The following is a 13,019-nucleotide window of genomic DNA, read 5'->3' as shown; positions in this document are numbered from 1 at the left end:
GTGGACGATGGATGCCCGCCCACGCGCCCGGGTGCCCTCCGGGCCGATCGGCGGTGTCAGCGGTTCAGAGGGAGTCGTCGCCGCTGTCCGCCCGGTACAACGTCTCGCCGCGCAACACGGTACGCACGCATCGAGGAGGCACCGACTCGTCGCTGAGGTTCGGCAGTCCCGGCACGCCGGAGCGCGGATCGGTCGACCACCGTTGTACCCGGGCGTCGGGCGTACCGGTGACGAGTTCCCCGGTTTCCCACACCGCGTACGTCGCGGGCGCGCCCGGGACGAGCGTGCCGGTGGAGCCGTCGTCGACCCCTGCCGCACGCCAGCCACCTCGAGTGTGCGCGGTGAACGCGGCACGCGGTGAGACTCCGAAACCCTCGGTTCGATGGTGGACCGCGGCCCGGACACTGCTCCACGGGTCGACGGAGGTGACCGGCGCGTCCGAGCCGAACGCGAGCAGCACACCCTCGGCGGCCAACGCCGAGAACGGGTTCAGCGCCGTGCCGCGCTCGAGGCCCAGCCGCTGCGCGTACATCGCGGACGGACCGCCCCAGGCGGCGTCGAACAACGGCTGCACCGAGGCGGCGACGCCGTAGCGGCCGAACTCGGCGGCCTGCTCGGCGTCGACCATCTCCAGGTGTTCCAGACGGTGTTTCGCCGCCGCGAGCGCCGGGACGCCGAGTGTCTCGGCCGCGGACCGGAACCCGGCGAGGACCTCCGCGACGCCCGCGTCCCCGATCACGTGGAACCCGGCCTGCAAGCCGTTGCGGGTGCACTCGACGAGATGCTCGGCCACCGCCTCGGCGTCGAGGTAGAGAGCTCCGGAGGTCATCGGGTCGTCGGTGTAGGGCTCGTGCAACGCGGCGGTGCGGGAGCCGAGCGCACCGTCGACGAACAGATCGCCTGCCAGGCCCCGGACCCCGAGTTCCTTCGCGGTGCGCAGGGCGCCGAGCTCACCCCAGTAGCCGACGACGTCGGGCACACCGCCACCGGCGGCGAGGTCCAGCAACGCGGCGAGGTCGTCGGAGCCGGAGATGTCCGGCCCCGCGCACTCGTGCACCGCGGCGATCCCCTGTGACGCGGCGTGCTGCAGGAACGCCAGCTGGGCGGACCGCCGCTGCTGGGTGCTCAACGAGTCCCGTGCGGCGCGGCGCACGTGGTGGTGCGCGACGCGCGTCAACGGCCCGTCGGCGTCCCAGCCCTCGGCGCCGCGGGCCAACGGTGTCCGCTCGACCAGGGCGGTGGAGACCAGCGCGGAGTGCACGTCGATCCGCGACAGATACACCTGAGCACCCGCGCACGCCCGGTCGATCTCCTCGCGTGTCGGCGGCCGCCGTTCCGGCCACCAGGTCTCGTCCCAGCCGTGGCCCCAGACCAGCATGCCCGGATTCTCGGCGACGTGATCGCGCAAGGCGTGCAGGAACTCGGTCAGCGAGGCGCAGCCGGTGAGGTCGAGCCCGTTGAGCAGCAACCCGGTCGCGGTCGCATGCACGTGGGCGTCGACGAACGCCGGCGCGACCCATGCCCCGCCGAGGTCGACCACGTTCGCGTCGGGGTGCAGAGCCCGACCGACGCGGTCGTCACCCACCCAGGCCACGACCCCGCCGGTGACCGCCATCGCAGTGGCACCGGCTCCGGCCGGCGTGTGGATCCTGCCGCCCAGCAGCAAAGTCGTGTCGGACATCGGTCTTTCGTCCCGTGTTCAGCGGATTCCGGCTTCTCGTGCGCCTGACGAACGACGCACGGTGGGGTGATCGGCTCCTCCCGGGCTCGATCGTCCGGAGCAGCCTACCCGCAGCCTCGATCCGCTCGAACCGGCTCTACCGACACTCACCACTCCGTGCGACGCGAACCCGCACCGCGGTCGATGATCTCACCGCTGATCTCGCGCGGAGCCTCGGGATCGGTGTCCGGTTCGTCCTCCTCTGCGACCACCTCGGCGTCGAGGACCTCACCGTCGACGACGTCGTCGGCGGCACGGCGCGGGTCGCGACCGGCGGCCTGAGCAGCCTGCGCGGCGCGCACCTGTGCCTCGAAATGCCGCGCTCTCCGCTCGGCGGAACGCTGCATCCGGCGGCGGACCACCGCTCGCAGCGGTGGGAACAGGACGAGCAGGCCCGCGACGTCGCTGACGAAACCGGGCAACAGGATGAGGACGCCACCGGCGGCGACGAGCACGCTGTCGGAGAGCTCCCGCGTCGGGGGCCGCCGCTGCCGGGTCGCTTCGCTGAACTCCCGCAGGGTCCGTCGCCCCTCACGGCGCAGCAGCCACACGCCGAGCAGGCCTGCGCCCAGCAGCAGGCCGAGCGTGCCCAGGACACCCACGGCTTGGCCGACGAGCACCAGCACGGTGATCTCGAGGGCCACACCGAGCAACAGCAGCACGAGTACGGGCACTGGGTCTCACACCTCCGGTTGCCGCGCCACGGGACGGACGACGGCTCACCCCGTCCAACGCGTGAATCGCCCGAAATGCTCCCGCACCGGAGAATCGAGTGCACACCTCCCCCGATCGGGCGCCGCGAATACGCCGCGGCCACGCTCGACGCAGCAGGTCAGGCCCGGGCCGTGTCGGGCTGTGAAGGTCACCACGGGCCGACGGGCGGCTGATCGGGCGCGCTCCCTCATACACTGCGGAGGTGATGCGAGCCCACGGCGCCAAGATCCTCCTGGTCATGCTCGCCGCATGCGCGGTCGTGCTGGCGATCGTGGTCAGCGACGGCGAGCAGGCCACCGACGAGCCCCGGCCACCCACGCCGGTTCCCGCCGCGGTGGTGACCATGGGCGACAGCACGCTGGCCGGAGAAGGCGGCGGGGACTACGAACCCGGCACCAACGGCGAGGGCGGCAACTGGTGCCACCGCTCCCCCGCTGCCCCCGTGCATCAGCTGCCGCTGCCGCCGGAGGTCGAGCGGATCAACCTGGCGTGCTCGGGGGTGAAGGCGCCGCTGGTGGGTCTGGGGGGAGACCCCGCGCACCCGGAAGGCTCCCAGGCGGAACAACTGGCCTCGGTCGCCGATCGCTATCGCGTCACCGACATTGTCGTGCAGGTCGGCGCCAACGACGACCCCAACTTCGCCGCGACCATGAACCGCTGCATCAGCGCCTGGGCCGAGCGAGCGCCGCAAGGCTGCGCCGACCAGCTGCGCGACGAGTGGGACGAGCGGGTGGACCGGATGACGCCCAAGGTCGTCGACGCATTGCGCGACGTCCGCACCGTCATGTCCCAGGCGCGTTACGCACCGGAGGACTACACGCTCACGGTGCAGTCCTACGCCTCGCCGGTCGGCCCGGACGTCCCGCCGGAATCGCAGAACCTCTCCGGCTGCCCGTACCAGACCGACGACATGCGGTGGGTGCGGGAGACGGCGGTGCCGCGCCTGTCGGAAGGCCTGCGCTCCGCGGCGGCACAGGTCGACGCGCGGTTCCTGGACCTGTCGCGGGCCGGGACCGGCCACGAGGCCTGCACGGACGGCAAGGTTCCTCCTGGCCAGCCGACCGACGAGTGGTTCAACCGACTCACCGTGGACTGGGAGGCGCTGAAGTACGAGGACCGCGCCCCGCACGCGATGCAGGAGTCGTTCCACGCCAACGCGACGGGACACGCCCAGTTCGGCCGCTGCCTCGGCGAGTTCCTCGCCGGCCGCGAGCAGACGGCGGTGTGCCTTCCCGACGCCGAGGGCGATCTTCAGCCGATCCCCGAGGAGCTCGCCGACATCCGCCCGCCGAACCCCTGAGGCGTGTTCCGCCTCGAGTACCGGCACGACCCGGCCTTGCGAGCGACAACCTGAAACGCCGAAGCCCTCACCGCGCATGGGCCGAGCACGCAATCGAAGCCGTGACGGCATCAGAACAAGATCAAGGACAGGCGCTAGATCTCCGGGGGGCGCTTCTCGAACGGTGTCGAGAGCACCACCGTCGTGCGGGTGGAGACCTTCGCGGCCTCCCGAATCTGGCGAAGCAGTTCCTCCAGGCCCAGCGGTGACTCCACCCGTACCTGCAGGATGTAGGACTCGTCCCCGGCGACCGAGTAGCACGACTCGATCTGCGGGAGGTGTTCGAGCCGCTGCGGGTAGTCGTCCGGCGCGGCCGGGTCGATCGGCGTCAGCGAGATGAACGCGGTCAGCGGCAGCCCGATCTGGTCACTGTCCACTGTGGCGGCATACCCGCGCAGGGCCCCGCGCTGTTCGAGCCTGCGGACCCGCTGGTGCACCGCCGAGACGCTCAAGCCGACCCGTTCGGCGAGATCGGTGAAGCTGCAGCGGCCGTCGTGTGCCAGTTCACGCAGGATCGCCCGGTCGGTGCTCTCCAGCTCGTTCGGTGCGGCGCTCACGCGGGCAACACCGTCAGCGAGTGCGGCTGGTTGTTCAGGCTCTCCACGCCCTCGTCGGTGACCACGACGATGTCCTCGATCCGCGCTCCCCACTTGCCCGTCTGGTAGATACCGGGTTCGACGCTGAAGGCCATGCCGGGTTCGAGCACGGTGTCGCTGCCCTCCACGATCCACGGCTCCTCGTGCACGTCGATCCCGATGCCGTGGCCCGTGCGGTGGATGAAGAACTCACCGAGCCCGGCTGCGGCGAGCGGCGTCCGCGCGGCGCGGTCGATGCTCTCGGCGGTCACGCCGGGCCGCACCGCCCGCACGGCCGCGTTCTGCGCCGCTTGGAGCCACGCATAGGTGTCCAGCACGTCCCTGCCGGGGTCGCCGACGGCGTAGGTGCGGGTGCAGTCCGAGTTGTAGCCGAGCGCGCTCGGGCCGCCGATGTCGATCACGACTACGTCGCCGTCGCGGATCACCCGCTCGGAGACGGAGTGGTGCGGGCTCGCACCGTTCGGGCCGGAGCCGACGATGATGAACGCCGCCTCGGTGTGCCCCTCTTCGAGCATGGCCGCGTTGATGTCGGCACCGACCTCGGCCTCGGTGCGTCCGGCTTTGAGGAACTCGGGGACGCGGGCGTGCACCCGGTCGATGGCCGCCCCGACCTCGCGCAGTGCTTGGATCTCGGCGGCGTCCTTGCGCATCCGCAGCTCGCGAGTGACGGTGCTCGCGAGCACCTGTGGGGCTTGGTGCCGTTCGCGCAGCGGAAGTGCGTGCCGCATCGGCATCGTGTCGGCCACCGCCACCTGTGCGGTCCGCCCGCCGCGCCGCAACAGGTCGGCCACCATGGTGTACGGGTCCTGACCGTCGACCCAGGTGAGGAACTCCAGACCGATCGCCTGCGCGGGGACCGCCTCGTAGGCGGGTTGTTCCAGCTTCGGCACCACGAAGGTGGGCGCCGCGGACCGGTCGGAGGGCACGACCAAGCAGCTCAGCCGTTCGAACGAGTCACCGCCGGCCCCGAGCAGGTAGCGGGTGTCCGCACCGGGCGTGAGCAGTGTCGCGTCCACGCCACGATCGGCGGCGAGGTCGGCGAGTCGTCCGAGCCGGTCGGACAGTACGGCTGGGTCCTGGTTCTGCATGACGTTGGTGGCCATGGGCCCAGCCTAATCCGCCCGGCGACGTACGCCACGAGTGGGCGTGAGCCTTTTTGGTGCTCATGACCACCAAAAAGGCTCACGCTTCTTTCGAGGCCTCACGCTTCTATCGGGTACACCTCGAGCGAGTTCAGCTGCACCCGGCCGTCCTCGGCGAACGGGCGCAGGATGTCGCCGCCGTCGCGCAACACGAGATCCGTGAGGACGACCCGCCCGTCGGCTGCGAAGACTTCGACCGTGGAGCGGTCGATCAGCAACCGGAGCCGCAGCACGCCGTCCTCGGTGTCCAGTGGTGCCGCGTGCCGGGCGCGGTAGCCGGAACCGGGATCGGCGGAACCCGCCCCGGTCCGGTCGACGAACAACTCACCGGCTCGCACGTCGTAGCCGACGCGCGTCCGCGAACGCTCACCGACGAACACGTCGATCCCGAACATCGCGGCACTGTCCACAGTGAAGTCGGCGACCACGTCGAGCGCGGCGCCCGAGTACTCGACAACCGAGCCCTCGTCGGAGACCGTTCCGCTCCAACGTCGCACCGGACCACGCGCCGACTCCAGTTCCTGGACCGGCCGCTGCGTGAGCCGCGGGCCTTCGTCGGTGTCGACCAGTCCGACCTCGCGCGGCACGGTCATCGCCCCGCGCCACGGTTCGGTGGGCACTTGCTTGGTGTAGTCCCAGTTGCTCAGCCACCCGATCCAGAGCCTGCGGCCGTCCGATGCGGGAATGTCCGACCACGACTGCGCCGCGTAGAAGTCTGCGCCCAGTTCCGCCCACAGCACCGTGTCCGGCTCGTCGTGCGGGACGAACGTCGTGCCATCGAAGTCGCCGAGGAAGTACTGGGTCGCCGAGCCCCCGGCCGGACCGCCCGGGTTGATGCTCACGATGAGCACCCACCGGCTTTCCTCCGTACCCGCCACCGGAAGTTCGAACAGGTCCGGGCATTCCCACACCCCGCCGTGCGCACCCCGGCCCGCACCGAACTCGCTGACCAGGTCCCAGTCGCGGAGGTTCGGTGAGCGGTAGAAGGCGATGTGGTCGTCGACGGCGAGCAACAGCACCCACTGTCCGCTCGGTTCGTCCCAGATCACCTTGGGGTCGCGGAAGTCCTCGATGCCCGGGTTCGCAATGACGGGGTTGCCGTCGAACTTCGTCCACGTCCGGCCCCGATCCCGGCTGTAGGCGATGCTCTGCTGCTGGGTCTCGCCCGCGCTGGTGTAGAACGCGACCAGCCCGGGTTCGACCCCGTCGAAGAATCCACTGGTGTTTCGGTGGTCCACGACGGCACTGCCGGAGTAGATCTCGCCGAGCTCGTCCGGCTCGAGGGCGACGTCGAGCTCGTCCCACCGCACGAGGTCGGTGCTCACCGCGTGTCCCCAGCTGAGGTTCGCGTGCTCGGTGCTGTACGGATTGTGCTGGAAGAACAGGTGGTATTCGCCCTCGTGGAACACCAGACCGTTGGGGTCGTTCATCCAGTTCTCGGCGGGCGTGAAGTGCACAGTGGGCCGCCACTGCGGCGTGCCTGCGGCGGCGCGGGCCGCGCGAGTCGGCGTCGTGCTCGCCAGAGCGGTCGGCAGGAACAGGCCCGCGCCCGCCAGGGTGGCCGCTCCCGCCAGGAATCGGCGTCGTCCGTGGAGTCGGTGCTCGGTGTGGTCCGCAACGGAGTCGGTCATCGAACTTCCTTCCCGGTGTCGCGTTCAGGCGGGTTGAGGCTGGTCCAGGTTCTCTTCGAGCAGCTCGACGAGCGTGTCCAGCACGGCAGCGGCCTCGGTGCCGTCGGCGGACAACTCCACGACTTCGCCGTGCCGGACGCCGAGTGCCATGAGGCCCAGCACGCTGGAGGCGTCCACCGGGTCCCCCGCGGCGCCGTCGGCGACCTTCGCGATGTGCACGGCCACCGGCTGATTCCCGGCAGTCCTGGCGAGCACCGCCGCGGGGCGGGCGTGCAAGCCGACCGTCGAGGCGATGACGGCGCGACGATGTTCCACGACTCCTCCTTCGGGGTCCGTTCTCACAGGTGCGCGGGTTGATCTGCGTTGGGTTCTGCGGCGAGTTCTTTTCCCTGTCTTCAGGCAGCGACCGCAGCAGCGGGCGCTTCTCGTTTCTCATCCACTGTGGAGTCTCTGCGGGTGGCGTGTTTCGCGGCCACCACTGCGACCGCGCTCACCGCCACTCCGACGAGAATCGCCAGTCCGTAGAGCAGTGGCTGACCGACCAGCGGCAGCACGAACAGTCCACCGTGCGGGGCGCGCAGCGTCGCGCCGAAGGTCATCGACAGCGCACCGGTCACCGCGGAACCCGCCACAATGGACGGAATCACGCGCAGTGGATCGACGGCCGCGAACGGGATCGCGCCCTCGGTGATGAACGAGGCGCCGAGCAGCCACGCGGTCCGGGAACTGTCCCGTTCCGCGGCGCTGAACAACGAACGCCGCACGGTCGCGGCCAGTGCGAGCGCCAGCGGCGGCACCATTCCTGCGGCCATCACCGCGGCCATGATCTCGAGTGCGGTGTCGCTCCCGGTCGTGAGCCCACCCACGGCGAAGGTGTAGGCGACCTTGTTCACCGGACCACCCACGTCGAAGGCGATCATCGCGCCGAGGACGAGCCCGAGCAGCGCGGCGTGCGCCCCGGTGAGCCCGTTGAGCCAGTTGGTGAGGCCGTCCATCGCGACCGCGATCGGTTTGCCGATCGCGACCAGCATCAGTGCGCCCGTGACCAGCGAACCGACCAGCGGCAGCACCACCACCGGCATGATCCCGGCCACCGCGCGCGGCACCTTGATCCGGCGCAGCGCCGCGACGACCGCACCGGCGAGCAGGCCCGCGACGAGACCGCCGAGGAACCCGGCACCGACGGTGACCGCAGCCGCGCCGCCGACGAAGCCGGGCGCGATGGCGGGACGGTCGGCCATCGCGAAGGCGATGAATCCCGCGAGCACCGGGACCAGGAACTCGAAGGCCGCGGAGCCGATCTGGTTGGCCAGTGCCGCCCAGCTCGCCACGGTCATCGGGTCGAACTGTTCGGTGACGTCCGGCGCCTCGGTGACCTGGAAACCGCCGAGCGCGAAGCTCAGCGCGATGAGCAGGCCACCCGCGGCCACGAACGGGATCACGTAGCTGACGCCGGTCATCAGCCATTGACGCAACCGGGTACCTGCTCCCGTGCCCGCGGCGACTTTCGTGGCCAGTTCGGGCCCCGATTCGTGCGCAGGCTCATCAGCGTCGTCGGATGTGGACGGTTCGGTTCCTGCCTTGCCCCGAGCCTGTTCGACGAGTCCTGCCGCGTCGTTGATGGCTTGTTTCACCGTGGCGTCGACGACCGGTTTGCCCGCGAACCGTTCTCGCCCGCTGACACCGACGTCGGCGGCGAAGACGACCGCGTCGGCGGCGGCGATCTCGGCGGCCGACAGCGCGTTCGACCCCGCGGAACCTTGGGTTTCGACGGAGATCTCGTCCCCGGCGTCCTTCGCCGCCTGCTCCAGAGCCTCGGCGGCCATGTAGGTGTGCGCGATGCCGGTGGGGCACGCGGTCACGGCAACGAACTTCATGGCGCGACCTCCTCGTGTACGTAGTCGGCGACGGCGGCCGAACTGGTGGCGTCGAGCAACGTCTGCTTGAAGTCGGCGCGGACCAGTCGGCGAGCGAGTGCCGCGAGCACGGTCATGTGCTCACTGCCACCGCCTTCGGGTGCCGCGATGAGGAAGATCAGCTTCGCCGGACCGTCCTCGGCGCCGAAGTCGACTCCCGTACGGCTGCGACCGAAGGCCAGGGTCGGCTCGGTGACCGCCGCCGAGCGGCAGTGCGGGATGCCGATACCGCCCTCGAGGCCGGTGGCCATCTGCTCCTCACGCGCCGCCACGTCCGTCAGGAACTGCTCCAGGTCGGTGACCCGGCCGGCCCCGGCGACCCGCTCGGCCAGTGAACGCACGGCGGCGTCCTTGTCGTCGGCGGCGAGGTCGAGGTCGACCAGTTCGGCGGTGATCAGTGCGCTGCTCATGCCGCGACTCCCGTCAGGTTCAGTGATTCGTCCAGTTCGTTGAGGCGCACGGTCTCGGTGCGCAGATGTTCGGGCCAGGGCATCCGGCTGCCCGGCAGACCCACCGCCGCCGCCCCGTACGCGACGGCCGTACGCAACGCCGCCAATCCGGTGCCGCCGCCGAGTAGGAATCCGGCGAGCATCGCGTCCCCTGCGCCGACCGTGCTGCGCACGGTGTCGACGTCACTGGTGGCGTGCCAGGCACCGGCGTCGTCGAGCAGCAGGGCACCGTGCTCGCCGAGACTCACCAGCACCGATCGCGGCCCAGCGGACCGCAGGTCCTGACCCGCGTCACGGACATCGCCGAGGCTGTCGAGGCGCCGGCCAGCCCATTCGCCCAGTTCGGCCAGGTTCGGCTTCACCACGTCGGGCGTGTTCCGGCATGCCGCCGCGAGTGGTGCCCCCGATGCGTCGACCGCCACCCGCGCACCGCCCTCGCGCGCCGCGAGGACGAGGTCGGCGTGCAGGCCGTCCGGGCATCCGCTCGGCAGGCTCCCGCAGAGCACGACCCAGTCCGACGCGGTGGCGAGTTCGGTGACCCTGCTGCTCAGGGCGGCGAGTTCGGTGGCCGTCAGTTCCGGGCCCGGATCGTTGAACTTGCTGGTCGTGCCGTCTGCCTCGACGACCGCGAGGTTGCTGCGGGTCGGCTGCGCGGTCTCGACCTCCGTGGCGGGCACGGATTCCGCCGCGAGCAGCTCCGCGAGGCGTTCGCCGTCCGCGCCACCCGCCGGGAGCAGGGCGAGTGTCCGACCCCCGGCGGCGGTCACCGCCCGCGCCACGTTGACGCCTTTGCCTCCCGGATCGACGCGGGCGCGCCGTGTCCGGTGCACGGCACCCGGGACGAGCCCGTCGACCAAGATGGTGCGGTCCAGGCTCGGGTTCGGGGTCACGGTGAGGATCACGCGAGGACCAGTTCCATGTCGCCGCCACCGAGCAGCTCCGCCACTTGCGGGTCGAGGCCGTCGTCGGTGACGAGTGCGTCGAGTTCGGACAGTGCGGCGAAGCGGCTGAACTGGTCGTCGCCGTACTTGCTGTGGTCGGCGAGCACCACCCGCTGGCGGCAGGCCCGGACCATCGCACGCTTGACCGCCGCTTCCGCGGCGTCCGGGGTGGTGCATCCTCGTTCGCCGGAATAGCCGTTGGCGCCGAAGAATCCGATGTCGACAGTGAGCCCGTCGAGGACGTCGAGCGCCCAGGACTCGACCGCCGCGAGTGTCGTCGCCCGGACTCGCCCTCCGAGCAGGTGAACCGTGACGTTGCCGCGCGGAGCGAGCATGCTCGCGGCCGGCAACGAGTTGGTGACGACGGTGTACTCCCGGTCGGTCGGCAGCAGGCTCGCGAACCTGCTCGTGGTCGTCCCCGCGTCGAGCAGCACGGTGCCGTGCGTGGGCAACAGATCCAGTGCCGCCTTCGCGATGCGTTCCTTGGCCTCGGCGTGGATCTGGTCCCGCTGCGGCACGCCCGGTTCGAAATCGAGCCGCTCCACGGGGATCGCTCCCCCGTAGACGCGCCGGAGAACTCCCTGCCGTTCGAGGACGCCGAGGTCGCGGCGGATCGTCTCGGGCGCGACCTCGAACTCGACCGACGCGGCCATGACGTCGACACGGCCGTCCCGTCGCGCCTGCTGCGCGAGGAGTTGTTGACGTTCGGCGCCGTACATGCCTGTTTGCCTCCGGTTCGTGTTTGGTATTGCCTGATTCTGCTCTTCGTTGCCATATTGTCAAGAGCGAGTGACGACGCGGGAAACGCCGGACGACGACCTCTGCCCCGCCACCGCCGACGCGGGAGGTCCCGTGCGGCCAGTGCATCCACGAGTGAGGAGTTCACATGTCTCAGGCCCAGGCCACGACCGTTCTGCACGGCGTCGGGGTCAGTTCGGGACGGGCCTCGGGGCCCGTCGCGCGCGCAGTCGAGGTACCAGCGACACCGTCGGTGACCACCTCGCCCGCCGACGCGGCGGTGGAAGCCGCGCGGATCGGGCCAGCCGCCGAAGCGGTGTCCGGCGCCTTGCTGAACCGGGCAGAATCGGTCACCGGCGAGTCCCGTGCCGTGCTGGAGACGACGGCGGCGATGGCGGCCGATCCGGCGTTGCTGGCTCAGGCCGAAGAACTCGTGCACTGGCAGTCCCTCTCGGCCGAAAGCGCGGTGCACGAGGCGGCCAGCGGCTTCAGCGAGACTCTGCGCGCGACCGGCGGATACCTCGCCGAGCGCGTGAAAGACGTGGAGGACGTGCGCGACCGGATCGTCGCGGAGCTGACCGGACAACCGGTTCCCGGTGTGCCGGTGTTGCGGGAACCGAGTGTTCTCATCGCCAGGGATCTCGCGCCTGCCGATACCGCCGACCTCGACCCGGCGCTCGTGCTCGCCCTGGTCACCGAGGACGGTGGGCCGACCAGCCACACCGCGATTCTCGCGCGATCGCTCGGGATCCCCGCCATCGTGGCCGCGCGTGGCGTGCTCGCCGCCGACCCGCAGGCCGTCGAGGTGGACGGCGACAGCGGCGAGGTCGTCACCTCCGCGGAACCACTGCCAACCGTCGTGGCCGTGCGCGAGCGCCCAGCGGAGTGGGACTGCGTCGGCAGGACGGCCGACGGGCACTCGGTCGGTGTCCTGGCGAACGTCGGCTCCCCGGGCGACGCGACGTCGGCCGTCGCGGCAGGTGCAGGCGGTGTGGGATTGTTCCGGACCGAGTTCTGCTTCCTCGACACGGCCCACGAACCGACGGTCGAAGCGCAACGTGCCGCGTACGCGGCGGTTCTGGGTCCGCTAACGGCGCTGCCCGTCGTGGTGCGGACGCTCGACGCGGGCGCCGACAAGCCGATGCCGTTCCTGCACGCCGGATTTGAACCGAACCCCGCGCTCGGCGTCCGGGGCCTGCGGGTGGCCGGCGAGCACCCGCACCTGCTGGGCAGGCAACTCGACGCCATCGCCGCGGCCGCGTCCGACACCGGCGCGCAGGTCTCGGTGATGGCACCCATGGTCGCCACACCGGACGAAGCCGCGTCGTTCGCCGAACGGGCGCGCGCCGCCGGGCTGAACCGCGCCGGAGTGATGATCGAGGTCCCTGCCGCCGCGTTGCACGCGCGAGAGATCCTCGACGCTGTCGACTTCGTCAGCGTCGGCACCAACGATCTTGCGCAGTACACCTTCGCCGCCGACCGCATGCTCGGCGCCCTCGCCACTCTCAACGACCCGTGGCAGCCCGCGCTGCTCCGGCTCGTCGAGATGCTCGGCAAAGCCGGGCGCGACACGGGCAAGCCGGTGGGCGTCTGCGGGGAGGCCGCGGCCGATCCCGTGCTGGCGGGTGTCCTGGTCGGGCTCGGCGTCACGAGCGTGTCCATGGCGGCCTCGGCGATCCCGGCCGTGGGTAGCCGGATCACCCAGCACGCCCGGCACGAATGGGAACACGCGGCGCGGAGTGCGATCTCGACGCCCGGCGCCGAGCAGGCGCGTGAGGCCGCGCGGGCAGCACTCGGCTGACGAACGGCCACGTCCGCGCGGATGTCGGTGCG

12 protein-coding genes are annotated in these 13,019 nt (G+C 70.9%); 2 read left to right on the top strand and 10 right to left on the bottom strand.

From position 1 onward, the window contains the following. Nucleotides 1–64 precede the first annotated feature (64 nt). Both GIY23_RS10060 and GIY23_RS10055 read right to left on the bottom strand, forming a co-directional pair. Complete coding sequence (locus GIY23_RS10060; protein ID WP_154076410.1) at nucleotides 65–1,681, bottom strand: amidohydrolase; 1,617 nt, start codon at nucleotides 1,679–1,681, stop codon at nucleotides 65–67. 146 nt (nucleotides 1,682–1,827) lie between these two features. Next, nucleotides 1,828–2,394 carry an FxsA family protein gene (locus GIY23_RS10055; RefSeq protein ID WP_154076409.1) on the bottom strand — a complete coding sequence of 189 codons (567 nt, stop codon included), beginning with the start codon at nucleotides 2,392–2,394 and terminating at the stop codon, nucleotides 1,828–1,830. Between the two features lie 245 nt (nucleotides 2,395–2,639). Here GIY23_RS10055 and GIY23_RS10050 point away from each other — a divergent pair, with 245 nt between their 5' ends. Then, entirely contained in the window at nucleotides 2,640–3,734 is a 1,095-nt protein-coding gene (locus tag GIY23_RS10050) for an SGNH/GDSL hydrolase family protein (protein WP_154078754.1), read from the top strand. A gap of 134 nt (nucleotides 3,735–3,868) precedes the next feature. Here GIY23_RS10050 and GIY23_RS10045 read toward each other — a convergent pair whose 3' ends face one another. The 8 genes from GIY23_RS10045 to GIY23_RS10010 all read right to left on the bottom strand — a co-directional run bounded on the left by GIY23_RS10045 (nucleotide 3,869) and on the right by GIY23_RS10010 (nucleotide 11,167). Beyond that, nucleotides 3,869–4,309, bottom strand: a complete 441-nt coding sequence (locus GIY23_RS10045; protein ID WP_407646870.1) for an Lrp/AsnC family transcriptional regulator — start codon at nucleotides 4,307–4,309, stop codon at nucleotides 3,869–3,871. Between the two features lie 17 nt (nucleotides 4,310–4,326). After that, nucleotides 4,327–5,472 (bottom strand): M24 family metallopeptidase, encoded by a 1,146-nt coding sequence (locus tag GIY23_RS10040; RefSeq protein WP_154076407.1) that lies wholly within the window; start codon nucleotides 5,470–5,472, stop codon nucleotides 4,327–4,329. Between the two features lie 98 nt (nucleotides 5,473–5,570). Beyond that, nucleotides 5,571–7,142 (bottom strand): glycoside hydrolase family 32 protein, encoded by a 1,572-nt coding sequence (locus GIY23_RS10035; protein WP_154076406.1) that lies wholly within the window; start codon nucleotides 7,140–7,142, stop codon nucleotides 5,571–5,573. A 24-nt stretch (nucleotides 7,143–7,166) separates the two neighbouring features. Then, the gene (locus GIY23_RS10030; protein WP_154076405.1) at nucleotides 7,167–7,457 is read right to left on the bottom strand and encodes an HPr family phosphocarrier protein; all 291 of its coding nucleotides are present in this window, start codon (nucleotides 7,455–7,457) and stop codon (nucleotides 7,167–7,169) included. 80 nt (nucleotides 7,458–7,537) lie between these two features. After that, entirely contained in the window at nucleotides 7,538–9,019 is a 1,482-nt protein-coding gene (locus GIY23_RS10025; RefSeq protein WP_154076404.1) for a PTS fructose transporter subunit IIC, read from the bottom strand. After that, nucleotides 9,016–9,468: a PTS sugar transporter subunit IIA gene (locus tag GIY23_RS10020; protein ID WP_154076403.1), complete on the bottom strand. Its 453-nt coding sequence runs from the start codon at nucleotides 9,466–9,468 to the stop codon at nucleotides 9,016–9,018. Before GIY23_RS10020 ends, GIY23_RS10025 begins: the two co-directional genes overlap by 4 nt. After that, the gene (pfkB, locus tag GIY23_RS10015) at nucleotides 9,465–10,409 is read right to left on the bottom strand and encodes a 1-phosphofructokinase (protein WP_154076402.1); all 945 of its coding nucleotides are present in this window, start codon (nucleotides 10,407–10,409) and stop codon (nucleotides 9,465–9,467) included. The genes GIY23_RS10020 and pfkB overlap by 4 nt, the downstream gene beginning before the upstream one ends. Continuing rightward, nucleotides 10,406–11,167, bottom strand: a complete 762-nt coding sequence (locus GIY23_RS10010) for a DeoR/GlpR family DNA-binding transcription regulator (RefSeq protein ID WP_154076401.1) — start codon at nucleotides 11,165–11,167, stop codon at nucleotides 10,406–10,408. The genes pfkB and GIY23_RS10010 overlap by 4 nt, the downstream gene beginning before the upstream one ends. A 167-nt stretch (nucleotides 11,168–11,334) precedes the next feature. On the opposite strand from GIY23_RS10010, the gene ptsP reads away from it, so the two are divergent. Continuing rightward, nucleotides 11,335–12,987 carry a phosphoenolpyruvate--protein phosphotransferase gene (gene ptsP / locus GIY23_RS10005; RefSeq protein WP_154076400.1) on the top strand — a complete coding sequence of 551 codons (1,653 nt, stop codon included), beginning with the start codon at nucleotides 11,335–11,337 and terminating at the stop codon, nucleotides 12,985–12,987. Nucleotides 12,988–13,019: the final 32 nt, after the last annotated feature.

Source organism: Allosaccharopolyspora coralli (genome assembly GCF_009664835.1).
Taxonomy (GTDB): domain Bacteria; phylum Actinomycetota; class Actinomycetes; order Mycobacteriales; family Pseudonocardiaceae; genus Allosaccharopolyspora; species Allosaccharopolyspora coralli.
Note: the sequence above shows the minus strand (reverse complement) of the source record. Positions and strands in the feature narration are given on the sequence as shown.